At 62.6% G+C, this 16298-nt stretch carries 16 protein-coding genes; 8 read left to right on the top strand and 8 right to left on the bottom strand.

Features of this window, described 5'->3' with window-relative positions; translation table 11 throughout:
- Window positions 1–12: 12 nt before the first annotated feature.
- From NP945_RS04145 to rpsF, 7 genes are all read right to left on the bottom strand, one after another.
- Window positions 13–726 (bottom strand): DUF1428 domain-containing protein, encoded by a 714-nt coding sequence (locus tag NP945_RS04145; protein ID WP_127267849.1) that lies wholly within the window; start codon window positions 724–726, stop codon window positions 13–15.
- Window positions 727–867: 141 nt separating this feature from the next.
- Complete coding sequence (locus NP945_RS04140) at window positions 868–1839, bottom strand: small ribosomal subunit Rsm22 family protein (protein WP_127272491.1); 972 nt, start codon at window positions 1837–1839, stop codon at window positions 868–870.
- A gap of 1 nt (window position 1840) precedes the next feature.
- Window positions 1841–2164 (bottom strand): YnfA family protein, encoded by a 324-nt coding sequence (locus NP945_RS04135; RefSeq protein WP_256745645.1) that lies wholly within the window; start codon window positions 2162–2164, stop codon window positions 1841–1843.
- Window positions 2165–2233: 69 nt separating this feature from the next.
- On the bottom strand, window positions 2234–3538 hold the full coding sequence (locus NP945_RS04130) for a cyclopropane-fatty-acyl-phospholipid synthase family protein (RefSeq protein ID WP_127272489.1): 1305 nt from the start codon (window positions 3536–3538) through the stop codon (window positions 2234–2236).
- Between the two features lie 299 nt (window positions 3539–3837).
- Window positions 3838–4422, bottom strand: coding sequence for a 50S ribosomal protein L9 (gene rplI / locus NP945_RS04125; protein WP_023813757.1), 585 nt, complete (start codon window positions 4420–4422; stop codon window positions 3838–3840).
- Window positions 4423–4640: 218 nt separating this feature from the next.
- Window positions 4641–4889 (bottom strand): 30S ribosomal protein S18, encoded by a 249-nt coding sequence (gene rpsR / locus NP945_RS04120; RefSeq protein ID WP_006203718.1) that lies wholly within the window; start codon window positions 4887–4889, stop codon window positions 4641–4643.
- The gene (gene rpsF, locus NP945_RS04115) at window positions 4889–5389 is read right to left on the bottom strand and encodes a 30S ribosomal protein S6 (RefSeq protein ID WP_013532520.1); all 501 of its coding nucleotides are present in this window, start codon (window positions 5387–5389) and stop codon (window positions 4889–4891) included. The genes rpsR and rpsF overlap by 1 nt, the downstream gene beginning before the upstream one ends.
- Before the next feature lie 453 nt (window positions 5390–5842).
- On the opposite strand from rpsF, the gene NP945_RS04110 reads away from it, so the two are divergent.
- Window positions 5843–7501: a pilus assembly protein gene (locus NP945_RS04110; RefSeq protein ID WP_256745644.1), complete on the top strand. Its 1659-nt coding sequence runs from the start codon at window positions 5843–5845 to the stop codon at window positions 7499–7501.
- 41 nt (window positions 7502–7542) lie between these two features.
- On the opposite strand, the gene NP945_RS04105 is transcribed toward NP945_RS04110, so the two are convergent.
- Window positions 7543–9501 carry an LTA synthase family protein gene (locus NP945_RS04105; RefSeq protein ID WP_127331793.1) on the bottom strand — a complete coding sequence of 653 codons (1959 nt, stop codon included), beginning with the start codon at window positions 9499–9501 and terminating at the stop codon, window positions 7543–7545.
- 252 nt (window positions 9502–9753) lie between these two features.
- Here NP945_RS04105 and fabD point away from each other — a divergent pair, with 252 nt between their 5' ends.
- From fabD to gmk, 7 genes are all read left to right on the top strand, one after another.
- Window positions 9754–10695: an ACP S-malonyltransferase gene (gene fabD / locus NP945_RS04100; RefSeq protein WP_128363606.1), complete on the top strand. Its 942-nt coding sequence runs from the start codon at window positions 9754–9756 to the stop codon at window positions 10693–10695.
- A gap of 57 nt (window positions 10696–10752) precedes the next feature.
- Window positions 10753–11490, top strand: coding sequence for a 3-oxoacyl-[acyl-carrier-protein] reductase (gene fabG / locus NP945_RS04095; protein ID WP_127271122.1), 738 nt, complete (start codon window positions 10753–10755; stop codon window positions 11488–11490).
- Window positions 11491–11700: 210 nt separating this feature from the next.
- Entirely contained in the window at window positions 11701–11937 is a 237-nt protein-coding gene (locus tag NP945_RS04090) for an acyl carrier protein (RefSeq protein ID WP_006203723.1), read from the top strand.
- Window positions 11938–11971: 34 nt separating this feature from the next.
- Window positions 11972–13234 carry a beta-ketoacyl-ACP synthase II gene (gene fabF, locus NP945_RS04085; RefSeq protein ID WP_127273339.1) on the top strand — a complete coding sequence of 421 codons (1263 nt, stop codon included), beginning with the start codon at window positions 11972–11974 and terminating at the stop codon, window positions 13232–13234.
- A 102-nt stretch (window positions 13235–13336) separates the two neighbouring features.
- Window positions 13337–14587 carry an endolytic transglycosylase MltG gene (gene mltG, locus NP945_RS04080; protein ID WP_256745643.1) on the top strand — a complete coding sequence of 417 codons (1251 nt, stop codon included), beginning with the start codon at window positions 13337–13339 and terminating at the stop codon, window positions 14585–14587.
- A gap of 155 nt (window positions 14588–14742) precedes the next feature.
- Window positions 14743–15633 carry a YicC/YloC family endoribonuclease gene (locus NP945_RS04075; protein ID WP_256745642.1) on the top strand — a complete coding sequence of 297 codons (891 nt, stop codon included), beginning with the start codon at window positions 14743–14745 and terminating at the stop codon, window positions 15631–15633.
- 3 nt (window positions 15634–15636) lie between these two features.
- A complete protein-coding gene (gene gmk / locus NP945_RS04070; protein ID WP_013532512.1) occupies window positions 15637–16293 on the top strand; it encodes a guanylate kinase in 657 nt (218 codons plus the stop codon).
- Window positions 16294–16298: the final 5 nt, after the last annotated feature.

Below are 16298 nucleotides of genomic sequence, written 5' to 3'. Positions count from 1 at the left end.
GGGTTCTTGGGATCAGGCGTCGAGGATCGGCGCAAAGCCGCCATGGACCCGGCGCTGGTTGTCGTAGGGCATGGTGTCGGCATACATGCGCGGATCGGCAATCACCTTTTTCCAGGCGTCATCGCGCACCTGCTTCGACGGCCATTCGACCCAGGCATAGACGACGACCTCGTCGCCCGTCGCTTTCACGGCGCCACGGTAGTCGGTGACCTCGCCGTCGGGAACATCGTCGCCCCACGCTTCGACAACGCGGGTTGCGCCGTGTTCCTTGATCACCGCGGCCTGCTTCGTCGCTACGGCAAGGTAGGCCTGCTTGTTGGCGGCCGGCACCGGCACCAGCGAGCCATCGATATAGCCCGTCTTGCCGGTCGTGTTCAGGTCGATGAAGGGCGTGAAGCCACCGATGATCATGCGCTTGCCGTCAAAGGGCATGGAAGCGCCGATCTCCGCCATGCGCGGGTCGCTCATCATCGTCTGATAGGCCGCGTCCGCCGCCGCCTTGTCCGCGTATTCGTGCCATGAAAAGGTGATGACTTCATCCGGCTTTGCCTTCACGGCTCCCTTGAAGTCGGTGATCTTGCCGCCGGGCACGTCGTCGCCCCATCCTTCGACCATGCGGGTGGTGCCGAACTCCTTCAGCACCGATGCCACCTCGGCGACATGCCTGCGGTAAGCTTCCTTGTTGGCGGCGGGCACCGCGGCGACAAACCCTGCGATATAGCTCATTGCGTTTCTCCTATTGGCTGATGCCGTTTGACACTCTTGGCGTCTCGAAAGGTCCGAGAACGCCAATGGTCGAACGGCACGGCCTGGATTCGACATCGCTTCGAAATTTTTCTTCGAGGCGGTCGCAAACGCTGCTGCTGTCTATTCGGAAGCCAGCCTGTCGCCCCAGTCCAGCCGCCGGGCCAGCTTGAAGTCGGCGCCGTCGCGCTTGGTGAACAAGCGCTCGGCGGCGGTGCCGTCGTCCCGGCAAAGTTTGAGCAGAACCTTGCCGGAACCGGATTTCGGCGGCGCAAGAACCCGCGCCTGGTGCGATGTGAGTCCGTCGCGAGAAGCCGCGACATAGATGAATTTCTCATCTTCCCACGGCACGTCGGCGTCCTTGGCCAGCCGGTGCAGGCGCGAGCGGGCGACGCGGCGGGAAAAGTGGCACCAGTCGGGCGCGGTGAGCGGGCAGGGCGCCTGATGCGGGCAAGGCGCAAGCACATGCGCGCCCGCCTCGATCAACTGCCGGCGCACGGCAAGGATGCGCTGCCAGCCGGCGGGGGTGCCCGGCTCGACCACAAGCAGCGTGTCGGCGGTGAGTTGCCAGAGGCGGTCGATGAGCTTCGGCAGTGATGCGGGAGCGATTTCGTCGAGCACATAGGCGCACGTGACCAGATCGGCCGGCTCGATGTCGGCAAGGTCGATGGTGGCATCACCGGCCAGCCATCTGGTCTGGGCGGCAATTGTGTCGCCGGCAAGCGTCTCGCCGACCTTGCGCACCGCGGCACTGGCTTCGAACAACACTGCCTGTTCGAGATCGGGCCACTGGTCGGTCGTGGCCCAAAGCACCGTGCCAGGGCCGGCGCCGACATCGAGCAGGCTTCTGGGTTGAAAGCCGGGCTTTGCGTCGCTCAGCGCGTCGAGGCTGGCGCGGATCGCGGCATAGGTCGCCGGCAGCCGCGTCGCCAGATAGGCTTTCACCGCCAGGTCCTCGGCCATGTGCAAACGGCCGTCACGCAACTCGGCACGATAACGGTCGGACAGCGTTTTTGCCGCTTGCTTGAGTACCGCAAGAGGAACGTTTTCGAGCAGGCGCTCGACACCTTGGCGAAGGGAGGCCGGCAACTCCATCTCAGGCGCCCCGCGGGACGAGAAGGATCACCGAAGCGCCGGAAATGCAGAGCGCGGCACCGGCAAGATCCCAGCGGTCGGGGCGAACGCCCTCCACCAGCCACAGCCAGCCAAGCGACGCCGCGATGTAGATGCCGCCATAGGCGGCGTAGGCGCGGCCGGCGGCTGACATGTCCACCAGCGCCAGCAGGAAGCCGAACAGGGCAAGCGAGGCGAGGCCGGGAAGAAGCCAAAGCGGCGACTTTTCGAGCCGCCACCAGGCCCAGAACGAAAAGCAGCCGGCGATCTCGGCCAGAGCGGCGGCGGCATAGAGGACGTAGGTCATGAAAAAAAGGTCCCGCGACAGTCACGGGACCTTTTTCAGTGCAGGCGCCGGCAATGGCAAGCGGCAATGCTATTCCTGGTCGGCAACCTTGCGGCGGCGAGCCGGCTTGGCGGCCGGGCTCTTTTTGACGGGAGCCGTTTCACGATGCCCCATGTCGCGCATCTCAAGCGCTTTTTCGCATTTGGCCATGTAGTCGCGTGTCATCGGCAGCGTGTCGTTCTTCTTGGCGATCTGGATCTGGAAGATCACCAGGTCCTGCCAGCGGAAGGCGGCTTCCGAGGCCGCCAGGTAGAATTCCCACATGCGGCAGAAACGCTCGTCATAGATCGCCTTGGCCTTGTCGCGATTGGCGGCGAAGCGCACGCCCCAGTGCTTCAGCGTATCGGCATAGTGGAGCCGCAGGATCTCGACGTCGGTGACGACCAGGCCCGACTTTTCGATCGCCGGCATGACTTCCGAGAGCGACGGGATGTAGCCGCCCGGGAAGATGTATTTGCGGATGAAGGCGCTGGTCGCCCACGGCACGCCGGAACGGCCGATCGTGTGCAACAGCATCACGCCATCGGGCTTGAGCAGCGTCGCGCTCTTGTCGAAGAAGGTGCGGTAGTGGTTGACGCCGACATGCTCGAACATGCCGACCGAGACGATGCGGTCGAAACGCTCGTTGAGTTCGCGGTAGTCCTTCAGCTCGAAATGCACACGGCTTTCCAGCCCTTGCGCGTGCGCCCGGTCGGTGGCTACGCCATGCTGCTCGGTCGACAGAGTCACGCCCTGCACGTCGACGTCGAACGCCTTGGCGAGGTAGAGGCCAAGCCCGCCCCAGCCGGAGCCGATGTCGAGCACGGTCTGGCCGGCCTTCAGCCGGAGCTTGGCGGCGATGTGGCGTTTCTTGGCGGCCTGCGCTTCGTCGAGCGTCATGTCCGGCTGCTCGAAATAGGCGCAGGAATATTGCATGTCCTCGTCGAGGAAGAGCCGGTAGAGGTCGCCCGACAAATCGTAGTGTCGCTGCACGTTGCGCCGCGAGCGCGAGGCGGTGTTGATCTGCTGCAGCCGGCGGAAGGCGTGGCGCAAGCCTTCGATGGCCTTCGACCAGGTGGCGTCGATGCCGCCGCTGCCCATGTTCTGGAAGGCGATGCGCATCACGCCCAGCACGCCGCCTTCGAGAATGTCGAGTTCGCCGTCCATGTAGGCTTCAGGCACCGCCAACATCGGATCGAAGGTGATGGCGCGCTCGGCATGCGCGGTCTTGATGTGCATGTGCACCGGTTCGCCGCTGCCGTCGCCGAAAACCACAGCCGAGCCCTTGGGACCAGTCACCTTGAGATTGCCGGTACGCACCAGGCGGTCGAGAACGCGCTTTAACAGAATATTCATGACCAAATGTCCCCTCTCGGCCAGACAGGCTGCCTTGGCGCGTGACCGCGAAAATCAGTGTCGATTTCCCCGAAGATCTTGCGCCGAACCAAAGTTGCACAGCGTGCTTTGCGCGGCCAAAGGACGCGCGACGCCATAGTCTGCAACAATATATAGGGGTTCGAAAAGTTCCATTTGGCACAAAAATGCCCGGGCGAGAGGCCCGGGCATTGGTCCAGCATGGCTGGATGACGGCAAAGTGATCGAAGCACGCTTCAATCGAGATCGGAGCGCAGCTTCAACCTCTTTGCTATGGATGATCAGGCGTTGTCTTCGCCGCCTTCAAACTCGGTGTTCGGATCGAAGAAGTTCTCCGGCCGGGCGTTGTCGTTGATGTCGTCGCCATAGATGGCTTCGGCGGTGGTCAGAGTCTCGCCCTTGGCCTGGCGCTCGGCTTCGTCGGCCGTGCGGGCGATGTTGAGCGTGACGGTGACCTCGACTTCCGGATGCAGCGCGATCGCCACATTGGTGACACCGATGGTCTTGATCGGCTGGTTGAGCAGGATCTGGTTGCGGTTGATCGAGAAACCTTCCGCCGTCAGCAGATCGGCGATGTCGCGGGTCGAAACGGAACCGTAAAGCTGTCCGGTTTCGCCGGCGGAGCGAACGGCGATGAAGCTCTTGCCGTCGAGCTTTTCGGCGACCTGGGCTGCTTCCGACTTGCGCTCGAGGTTACGGGCTTCGAGTTGGGCGCGCTGGCCTTCGAACTTCTTCTTGTTGGCTTCGTTGGCGCGCAGCGCCTTACCCTGCGGCAGCAGGAAGTTACGGGCGAAGCCGTCCTTGACCTTGACGGTATCGCCCATCTGGCCGAGACGGGAAACGCGTTCGAGAAGAATGACGTCCATGGTTTTGTTCCTTCGGTTGGGCGCCAATCGATCGATGAGATCGACGCCGAATGTCTTGGGAACAGGTCAGGAAGCTTGAGCGCCTTTGGCGCTGGTGTCGCTGTCCTGCCTGTTGCGGCAGTTAGAGGTTTTGACCTCAACCCGGGATTTGATGTTCGGCCCTGCGGCGCCCGTCGCCGTGGGAAAGAGCGGGCGGCGAACCGCCCGCATTTGAGATATTAGCGAACCACGTAGGGCAGCAGGCCGAGGAAGCGGGCGCGCTTGATCGCCTTGGCGAGTTCGCGCTGCTTCTTCTGGCTGACGGCGGTGATGCGCGACGGCACGATCTTGCCGCGCTCAGAAATGTAGCGCTGCAGCAGACGCACGTCCTTGTAGTCGATCTTGGGCGCGTTGGCGCCGGAGAACGGGCAGGTCTTGCGGCGGCGATGGAACGGGCGCCGGGTCGGGATCTGATTGATGTCGACCATTATTCTGCACCCCCTTCAAAGCCTTCGCGCGGACGGCGCGGACCACGATCGGCACCAGCGTCGCCGAACGAGCGCGGCGGACGATCGCCACGGTCGCCGCGATCACGATCGCCGAACGAGCGCGGACCACGATCGCCACGGTCGCGGTCGCCGAAGCCGCCGCGTTCCGAGCGCTCTTCGCGCTTCTGCATCATGGCCGACGGGCCTTCCTCATGCGCTTCGACCTTGATGGTCAGGAAACGCAGCACGTCCTCGGACAGGCCCATCTGGCGCTCCATCTCGTTGAGCGCGGCAGCCGGGCAATTCAAATCCATCAGCGTGTAGTAAGCCTTCCGGTTCTTGTTGACCCGGTAGGTGAGGGACTTCAGTCCCCAGTTCTCGACCCGGCCGACGGACCCGCCATTAGCGGAGATGACACCCTTGTACTGTTCGACAAGCGCATCGACCTGCTGCTGCGAGAGGTCCTGCCGGGCAAGAAACACATGTTCGTAAAGAGCCATTATGTCCTATGCCTTTCTTCGTTTCTCTCCCGGTTCCCGGCGGCAAAAGCCTCTGCAACTTCTCTGACCCGCAAACCCTCGAAGGGGCAGGGGGAAGAAAGGAGCATGACGAGACGGTCGAGAGCGGAGACACGGGAGGCGGAAGCACTTCCGGCTTCACACGAAGGTTCTGAAAAACCTCCGGCCCTCCGTTCAGCCCCCAGCAAGGACCGGCAGATTGCGGGCGTCTATACAGCAATCCGGCCGCAAAGCAAGCGCAAGCGGCATTCCCGTGTGTCATAGCCGATGATCGGGGAGCAGCAACGGTCGGAGTTGTGGTTTCCGGCAACCACGTCTTAACCACACCAGCAGGTTGTGTGGAGTTGAAGCCTGGCCATCAACGGTCGATTCATCATCGAAGGCGCAAAAGCCCGGACAACCGCGCAAAAGCGGCAAGCATTTCCGGGGGTAAGGATGCTTTTCAACAAATTCTGGCGCTCGAAGAGCGGCAATTTCACGCTTGTGCTGGGACTGGGTTTGCCGGTCATCCTGACGGCAGTCGCTTTCGCAACCGATGTCTCGACCCTTATGCGAGCCAAGAGCAATCTGCAGAACGCTCTTGATTCGGCAAATCTTGCTTCTTCGCACCTTGGCGATCTCGACATCACCCGCAATGACGCTTTCAACCGCTATTTCCAGGCCAACATCGTCGGTCATGGCGAACTCGGCAATGCGCAGGCGACGCTGACTGTCGATAAGGGCGTCAACTTCGTCAAGACAAAGGCGATTGCCTCGGCGGACGTCAATCTCAACTTCGCCTTCCTGTTCGGCGACAGCAAGCACATCGTGGTCGATGCCTCGGCGGTCGAATCGAACAACCAGCTCGAAGTCGTGCTGGTACTGGACAACACCGGCTCGATGGCCGGCGCGCGCATGACGGCGCTGAGGACGGCGACAAAATCGTTGCTCGACACGCTCGAAGCGGCGAAATCGCCGACGCGCAAGATCCGCGCCTCGCTGGTTCCATTCGTAACCGCCGTCAACGTCAATGGCGACGGCTTCGACCCGTCCTGGATCGACATGGACGGCAAGTCCTCAACCAACGGCGTCAATTTTCCCGTCATCGACGGCAAGCGGCCGAACCACATGGCGCTTTTCAAACAGCTCAAGAAGACCGGATGGACCGATGCCGGATGGAATGGCACCGGATGGAAGGGTTGTGTCGAGGCGCGGCCAGGCGCTTACAATATCTCCGACACGCCACCCGACACGGCCAAGCCCGACACGCTGTTCGTGCCGTACTTTGCGCCGGATGATCCCGAAGACGCCCAAAAACCGTCTGGCTCCTATGGCAATTCGGATAAATACTACAACAACTCCTATCTCAACGATGTCAGCGACAAAACCAGGCTTGCCCAGTCGGGCATCAACATCCTGGGCATCGATCTCAGCAACCTGCTCGGCAATCTCATCGAACTTCTGTCGCCCGATGACAGGGCTGCCAGGGAAAAGATTGCCAAATATGTTGCGCCCGCCAAGGAACTCATAACCGAGATCGGCTCTCCCATCACTATCGGTCCGAACCGTGCGTGTCCGACCCCGGTGGTCCCCCTGACCGACGATTTCGACAAGCTGCGCAAGGCTGCCAGTCAGATGACCGAGTGGAACGGTTCGGGCACCAATGTCTCCGAGGGCCTGTCATGGGGTATGCGGGTGCTGTCGCCCGCCGAGCCCTACACCGATGGAGCGCCGTGGAAGACGCCAGGCATCAGCAAGATCGTGCTGTTGCTCACCGACGGCGAGAACGTCGTCTATGGCGCCAGCCAACAGCCGACGAAATCTGACTACACATCGTATGGTTATCTGGCCGGCGGCCGTTTCGGATCAGATAACCAGACGACCGCTGCGCGCAATGTCGACGGCTGGACCAAGAACGTTTGCACGCAATTGAAGAACGAGGGTGTGCAAATCTACACCATGGTGCTGCAATCCGACACCGCAGCCAACCGCGCGCTTTACAGCGCCTGCGCTTCTGATCCGAGCGGCTATTATGCAGTCAACGATCCGACCAAATTGCCGGACGTTTTCCAGCAGATCGCCAACAAGTTCTCGAAGCTGCAATTGACGAACTGAACGCGCGATCCGACACAGACGAGCCTGAGGGATCGTTGGGCTCAACTCGTATGGGCGACAACTTTGTCCTTGTCGACCGTTTCGGGGAAGAAGTCAGGCGCTGCCTGACGCTTGCCGAACATCATATCGTACTGCAGCAGGCGGAAATCGCGGATCGCCGGATCGATCTCCTTCTGCCGCGCCCAATCGGGGGTGGCTTCGCCAGCCGGCGTCAGCAGAAGATTGCGGTCGACGACACGGTAGCGTTCGCTCATCTCGCCCAGGAAGCCGGTGTAGTAGGGATGGCTGATTCCGGCCGTTTTCAGGATATGATAGGGCAGGAAGGCTGGGCTGACGGCACCCATCTGCTCAGCCGGCCCGGTGCGGTTTGACCAGATGACCAGCGGCGTCTCGTGATGCTCGAGAGCAGCCTCGGGCGACGCTTCCTTGCGCGGCGCGACATTGTCCTTGAGGAAGCCGGTTTCGACATAGACCGGCCCCAGCGGCGGCAGATGGTCGCCGAAGAAGGCGATTACGGTGGGGCGGGAGCGTTTCTTGGCCCATTCGACGAGGCGTTCGAGGCCGCGATCGGCATCGGCTGAGCCCTCGGCGTAGCTGAGTAGCGATTCGCGCGCCCACTGGCTGATCGGCGCCTGCACCCTATGCGTGGGATTGTAATAGCGGTTCGGCTCGTAGGGACCGTGGTTTTGCAGGCTGACCGCAAAGAAGAACACCGGCTCGTCGCTGGCGTCGGCCTCGCTGATGATCTCGTCGGTCATCGCCGCATCCGATGCCAGTGGCCCGCGCTTTTGCATTGGCGGCAGCGTCTCTTCCGACTTGAAATCGTTGAAGCCGAAATCGGCATAGACCGCGCCACGGTTCCAGAACCAGTTGGTGCCGGGATGGATGGCGCGCGCCCGGTAACCCTGGCTCTTCAGGAAGGTCGCGAGCGAAGGCGTCGGCGTGCGCACATATTGCTGATAGGGGATGCTGCCTGCCGGCAGGAACGCGTTGGAGAAGCCGGTCAGCGCCTCGAACTCGATATTGGCGGTCATGCCGCCGAACTCCGGCGAGAACATCGAGCCCGAGCGCAGCGCCCGCACATTGGGGATTGGATCTGGCGTGATGGTGACGCCAGGCAACTTGGTCGGATCCCAGAAGGATTCGCTCATGACGATGATGATGTCCGGCTTCTCGGCCGGCACCGAGGCGGTCACATCAGGCCTGGCTATCGCTGCGATCGCCTTGTCGGAATAGCCCGGCGGCGCCGAGACATGCGCCATTGGCACGTTGAGGGCAAAGGCCAGCGCAAAGCCGTTGGAGGCATAGTTTTCCTTCTGGTCCCACATGATCGGGATGATCTGCAGCCGATCCCTGGTCCAGGAGAAGGTGGCGTAGTCCATGATCGAAACGAAGAAGGCGAGTAGCGGCACTGCCAGCGTCAGCCGCGCAAGGCGCCCCTTGCGGCTGAGTGCGGGAACCTTGCGGCGCCATAGCCGCCAGCCGTAGACGAGCAGCGACAGGCCGGCGACGATGCCGACGACCATGGCAAGCGCGGTCATCGGCCGTTCGCGTACCAAAAGCGGCAGCAGCGCGAAGATCTGGCGGGCATAGAGGAAATCGGTCGGATAGAGCGGATCGCCGAGATAGTGCGACTTCTGGTGACCGACGAAAGCAAGCGACAAGGTCAGCGGCGCGACGATCATCAGGCTCTGGTGGCTGCGGCCGAGCACCGCATCGAAGCCGATCAGGAGCAGCGCAAACACGACGATGGTGGTCCAGCCCGGCTTGAACGGCTGCAGGAAGAAGGAGATGGTTCCGGCAAAGTCGCCGCGCACGATCAGTTCGATGGCAAACACCAGGATAGCGGCAATCGCCAGGCTGATCAGCCCATAGCGCACGACCGGCCATCTCCTGCCCGGCAGATAGCCGGTGGAAGGGTCGTCTTCCAGGAACTGTGGCGCGGCCTTGCCGGTGCGTTTGTAACTCTTTGCCACTTTAACTTCCCCACCCAGCGACAAGCACGTCACTCGATTGTCATGGAATTGTCACGCAAAGCTAGCGCCTGTAACGGAAATAAGAAGAGCCAGCAAACGAATCGTGAGCGGTTTTCATCAGGAGTGATCGCCAAAAACCCTTTCGCAACAGGCACTCGGCGGACGAGGCTGCCCTCGGGCAGGGTCGAACCGGGCTTGACTTGGCGCCCCGCCATGCGTCACAGGCAGGAAAAACCCGTCTTCAGGCAAGCAAAACCAGCCCTTGGGAGCCCTCGCATGGCCGTTGCATTCACCTTTCCCGGACAAGGCAGCCAGGCGGTCGGCATGGGCAAGGATCTCGCCGACGCCTTCCCCGAAGCGCGCAGGGTCTTCCAGGAAGTCGACGATGCGCTCGGCGAAAATCTGTCGAAGCTGATCTGGGAAGGGCCGGAAGAGACGTTGACGCTGACCGCCAACGCGCAGCCGGCGCTGATGGCGGTGTCGCTGGCCGCGATCCGGGCGCTGGAATCGCGCGGCTTCTCGCTGAAAGGCAAGATCGCCTATGTCGCCGGTCATTCGCTAGGCGAATATTCGGCGTTGGCCGCTGCCGGCTTCGTTTCGGTTGCCGATGCCGCCCGGTTGCTGCGCATACGCGGCAATGCCATGCAGGCGGCGGTGCCGGCCGGCGAGGGCGCCATGGCGGCGATCATCGGATTGGAACAGGCCGATGTCGAAGCCGCTTGCGCGGAAGCCGCCAAAGGCTCTGTCTGCCAGATCGCCAACGACAATGGCGGTGGCCAACTGGTCATCTCCGGCGCCAAGGCCGCGGTCGAACTGGCCGCGAAACTGTGCACCGAGAAAGGCGCCAAACGCGCGCTGATGCTGCAGGTGTCCGCGCCCTTCCATTCCGCGCTGATGGCGCCGGCCGCGAACGTCATGCGCGAAGCCCTGGCCGGCGTGGCAAAGAACGCGCCGGTGGTTCCCGTCCTCTCCAATGTTACGGTCAGCCCGACCAGCGATCCAGACGAGATCGCCCGCCGCCTGGTCGAACAGATAACCGGCCGCGTGCGTTGGCGCGAGACGGTGGAATGGTTCGGCGCAAACGGCGTCACCACGCTTTACGAGATCGGCGCCGGCAAGGTGCTTTCAGGATTGGCGCGGCGCATCAACCGCGATGTCGCCACCGCGTCGGTCGGCACCGCGGCTGACGTCGAGGCGGCCATGGCGGCGCTTGCATAAAGCGTCATTTGATCCCATCCCTGTAAAGGGTGTTCTCTTCTCAATCAGGAGACAAAAATGTTCGAATTGACTGGCCGCAAGGCGCTCGTCACCGGCGCATCCGGCGGCATCGGCGAGGCGATCGCCAGGATGTTGCATGCGCAGGGCGCGATCGTCGGCCTGCATGGCACCCGCGTCGAGAAACTGGAAGCGCTGGCTAGCGAGCTTGGCGACCGGGTCAAGCTGTTCCCGGCCAATTTGTCCAACCGTGAGGAGGTCAAGGCGCTCGGCCAGAAAGCCGAAGCCGATCTCGAAGGCGTCGACATCCTGGTCAACAACGCCGGCATCACCAAGGACGGCCTGTTCGTGCGCATGTCGGATGCCGACTGGGACAGCGTGCTCGAGGTCAACCTGACCGCCGTGTTCAGGCTGACCCGCGAACTCACCCACCCGATGATGCGCCGCCGCCATGGCCGCATCATCAACATCACCTCGGTGGTCGGCATCACCGGCAATCCCGGCCAGACCAATTACTGCGCCTCAAAGGCCGGCATGATCGGCTTCTCCAAATCGCTGGCACAGGAGATCGCCACCCGCAACATCACCGTCAACTGCGTCGCTCCGGGCTTCATCGAATCGGCGATGACCGACAAGCTCAACGACAAGCAGAAAGAGGCGATCATGGCGGCGATCCCGACGCGGCGCATGGGCACCAGCGTTGAAGTCGCGTCCGCCGTCGCTTATCTCGCCTCCAACGAAGCCGCCTACGTCACTGGCCAGACCATCCACGTAAATGGCGGCATGGCTATGATTTGACGAGGTTCGGCAGCAACGCCGGCGGGTTGTGAAAAGAGACCATTTCGGCTTGGACCTCAGCTATTTTTCGTGTAATGCGGCCCGCAACCCGGCGGTTCGGGCAAAAACCGGTCCGTAGTCGTTGCGTTTCCGGCAGGACCATCTTTCAGCTTGATTAGCGGCATTCTGCCCGCTAACGAAGACAGACAAACAAAAGACGAGGATGCCCAAATGAGTGACACCGCAGAGCGCGTCAAGAAGATCGTCATCGAGCACCTTGGCGTCGATGCCGACAAAGTGACGGAGCAGGCGAGCTTCATCGATGATCTGGGCGCCGACAGCCTCGACACGGTCGAACTCGTCATGGCGTTCGAAGAAGAATTCGGCGTCGAGATTCCCGACGATGCGGCTGAGACCATCCTGACCGTTGGCGATGCCGTGAAGTACATCGACAAGGCTTCGGCCTGACGCTTTCCGCAGTCATCACCGGGGAGGACCTGCGATGAGGCGTGTCGTCGTCACGGGCCTTGGGTTGCTGTCGCCGTTCGGCATGGGCTTCGAGCACAGCTGGAAGGAGCTTCTGACCGGCCGCAGCGCTGCCAAGCGCATCACTGAGTTCGAGGTGGAGGATCTTGCCTGCAAGATCGCCCACGTCATTCCGCGTGGTGACGGCAGCAATGCCACCTTCAATCCCGAGGCCGTGCTCGAGCCCAAGGAACTGCGCAAGATCGGCGACTTCATCCTTTACGGGATTGCCGCCGCCGACGAGGCGCTGAAGGATTCCGGCTGGGAACCCAAGACGCATGAAGAGCGGTGTGCCACCGGCGTCCTGATCGGCTCCGGCATCGGCGGCATCGAGGGCATCGCCGAGAACGCGATGATCCTCAAGGAGCGCGGCCCGCGCCGCATCAGCCCTTTCTTCATCCCGGGCCAGATCATCAATCTCGTCTCCGGGCAGGTTTCGATCCGGCACGGACTGAAAGGCCCGAACCATGCCGTCGTCACGGCCTGTTCGACCGGCGCGCACGCCATTGGCGATGCTGCCCGGTTGATCATGTGGGGCGATGCCGACGTGATGGTCGCCGGTGGCGCCGAAGCGCCGGTGACGCGGCTGTCGATCGCCGGCTTTGCCGCATGCCGGGCACTGTCGACGGAACGCAATGATTCGCCGCAAACGGCGTCGCGACCCTATGATCGCGACCGTGACGGCTTCGTTATGGGCGAGGGCGCCGGCGTTGTCGTGCTCGAGGAGCTCGAACATGCCAGGGCGCGCGGCGCCAAGATCTATGCCGAGGTGACGGGTTATGGTCTCACCGGCGACGCGCATCACATCACCGCGCCCGCCGAGGATGGCGATGGCGCCTTCCGTTGCATGACGGCGGCACTGAACCGGGCCAAGTTGACGCCGGCCGATGTCGACTACATCAACGCGCACGGCACCTCGACCATGGCCGACACGATCGAGCTCGGCGCGGTCGAGCGGCTTGTCGGCAATGCCGCATCGAAGATTTCGATGTCGTCGACCAAGTCGTCGATCGGCCATCTGCTTGGGGCGGCGGGTGCCGCCGAAGCGATCTTCTCGATCCTTGCCATCAGAGACAATGTCGCGCCGCCGACCATCAACCTCGACAACCCGGAACGCGAAACCGCGATCGACCTGGTGCCGAACAAGCCGCGTGCCCGCCAGATCGACGTGGCGCTGTCCAATTCCTTCGGCTTTGGCGGGACCAACGCGTCGCTGGTCTTCCAGCGCTACAATGGCTGATCGTCCGGCTGCCGGGCGGCGCTTCGGCGTGCCGTCAATTTTGCCATATTCGCCCCTACTCTGCCGCTGGGGATTCGTTGGGCGATCAAACGGTAGGGCGAAATGAACACAAATCCGGCAGGCAACGGAGAATTCGGGCAACGGCCGCCGACATCCGGCCCGATCGTGCCGAAAACGGCCAGCGAAGCGTTGCGGCCGGAGGCTGGCACGCCGCCGCCGAAGCGCTCGCGTGCGTCACGCAGCCAGGTCGTCGTGTTCATGAACTTCGTCATCTCCTCGGTGATGCTGGTGGTTCTGGCGGCCGGCGTCGCGGTCTATTTCGGCAAGCAGGAATTCACCGAACCCGGACCTTCGGCCAATGGCGACACCTTCCTGGTCAAGCCGAGCACCGGCGTCCAGGATATCGCCGACCAGCTCGAACGCCGCGGGTTGATCAGCGACGCCCGGGTATTCCGCCTTGGCGTGCGGGCCTTCGGCAATGATTCCGCGCTGAAAGCCGGCGAGTACGAGATCAAGCCCAGGGCATCCATGCGCGATATCATGGAGCTTCTGAAGAGCGGCAAGTCGGTGATGTATTCGCTGACCATTCCTGAAGGACTGACGGTCAACCAGGCATTGCAGCGCATCGCCGAGGAGAATGCCTTGAGCGGCGACATGCCGGCAACCACGCCGCCGGAGGGCAGCCTCGCCACCGACACGCTGCGCTTCACGCGCGGAGCGACACGCCAGCAGATGGTCGACAAGCTGCTGGCGGATCAGAAGAAGCTGGTCGACGATGTCTGGCAGCGGCGCGCGCCTGACCTGCCGCTGGCCAACGTCGAGGAGTTCGTCACGCTGGCCTCGATCGTCGAGAAGGAGACGGGCAAGGGTGACGAGCGTTCGCGAGTTGCCGCCGTCTTCCTGAACCGGCTTGCCAAGGGCATGCGCCTGCAATCCGATCCCACCATCATCTACGGGCTGTTCGGCGGCAAGGGAAAGCCGGCGGACCGGCCGATCTACCAGTCGGACATCCAGAAACAGACGCCCTACAACACCTATGTGATCAATGGCTTGCCGCCGACGCCGATCGCCAATCCGGGTCGTGCAGCGCTGGAGGCGGTGGCCAATCCGTCGAAGACCGCCGACCTCTATTTCGTTGCCGACGGCACCGGCGGGCACGTCTTTGCCGCGACGCTGGACGAGCACAACGAGAACGTCGCCCGCTATCGCGCGTTGCTGAAGAAGCAGGCCGATGATGCCGCCAAAGCCGCCAAGACGACTGGCACCGGCGACAGCAATGCCGTCAAACCCGCTGGCAGTGGGCCGGCTGACGGTGCCGACGACAGCGGCGGTGACGCGGGCGCTGCCCAGTAAATGAAGAAAGGCGTTGCCCGGCAGGCAACGCCCTGACATTTGGAAGAGCGCCGCGCGTCCGGTTTCGACGCGCCTGCGGCGCAGTCTTTTTCAAGCCGCACTCGCTCTGTCCGGAAAGCCGGTTCAGGGCGATGTGCCAGGGACGTGTGGGCGATATGAATTTGCAGAGCATGACCGGTTTTGCACGTGCCGTCGCCGAGCACGAAGGCACCTCGATCGCCTGGGAGGTCAAGTCCGTCAACGGCAAGAGCGTCGAGGTACGGCTGCGGCTGCCGCAAGGCTTCGAGCGGTTGGAACCTGCTGTCCGGCAAATACTTCAGAAACGTTTTGCACGCGGCAATTTCCAGGCGACGCTGACCATCGGCCGTGCCGTTGGCGCGCAGGCGCAGCCGGTCGTCAACGAAGCCTTCCTGAAGGACCTTGCTGGGCTCGCCAAGCGGCTGCAGGAGCAATTCGGCGTTGCTGCGGCGACGTCGGATGGATTGCTTTCGCTGCGCGGCGTGCTCGACATTCCTGAAACCGTCGAAACCGAGGAGGCGAGGGCCACGCTCGATGCCGCGATCATGGCCGCGCTCGAAGTGGCCTTGAACGGGCTCGAACAGGCACGGCAGGGCGAAGGAGCCGCGCTGGCTTTGCTGTTGTCGGGTCATATCGACACGATCGAGGCGCTGACGCTGCGGGCAGAAGTGGATCCATCCCGCGAGACCGCGGTGATCCGCGAACGCATCGCCGAGCAGGTCAGGCTGCTGATGGACGCTTCCGCCAATCTGGATGCCACCCGACTGCATATGGAGGCGGCGTTCCTGGCCACCAAGGCCGATATTCGCGAAGAGATCGACCGGCTGAAAACGCATGTCGCATCCGGCCGGGCACTGCTGGTGGGCGGCGGCGCGGTCGGTCGCAAGCTCGATTTTCTGGCACAGGAATTTAACCGCGAATCGAATACGCTGTGTTCCAAATCGAATGCCGCAGCCATCACCGCGATCGGCCTGGACCTGAAGGCGGTGGTCGACCAGTTTCGTGAACAGATCCAGAATCTGGAGTAGCCGATGGTTGCCAAGGATTTGGGGTCCCGCATACGCCGCCGAGGCCTGATGCTCGTCCTGTCGTCGCCGTCCGGCGCCGGCAAGTCGACGATCGCGCGCAATCTTCTGGAAAGCGATTCCAGCCTCGAACTGTCGGTCTCGGTCACCACCAGGCCGCGCCGTGGAAGCGAGATCGAAGGCGTCCACTATCATTTTCGGACGATGCGCGAATTCGAGCGGCTTCGTGATTCCGACGCGTTGCTGGAGTGGGCCGAGGTGCATGGCAATTGCTATGCGACGCCGCGCGAACCGGCCGAACTGGCGCTGTCCGAGGGGCGCGACATGCTGTTCGACATCGACTGGCAAGGCGCCCAGCAGCTCAAGGAGAAGATGCGCGCCGACATTGTCTCGATCTTCATCCTGCCGCCATCGATGAAGGAGTTGAAGGCGCGGCTGAAACGTCGCGCTGAAGACCAGGAGGCGGTGATCGAGACGCGGCTGAAAAATGCCCGCAACGAGATCGAGCACTGGAAGGAATATGATTTCGTCATCGTCAATGATGACCTTGACCGCGCCTTCGCCGAAGTGCGCGGCATCGTCGTCGCCGAGCGGCTAAGACGCGACCGCCGGCCAGGCCTGTTCGATTTCGTCTCTGGACTGTTGGACGAGAAGACGGGCTGAGACCT

Origin of the sequence: Mesorhizobium sp. LMG17149, assembly GCF_024518695.1 — a bacterium.
Taxonomy (GTDB): domain Bacteria; phylum Pseudomonadota; class Alphaproteobacteria; order Rhizobiales; family Rhizobiaceae; genus Mesorhizobium.
This window is presented reverse-complemented; position numbering and strand designations above follow the sequence as displayed.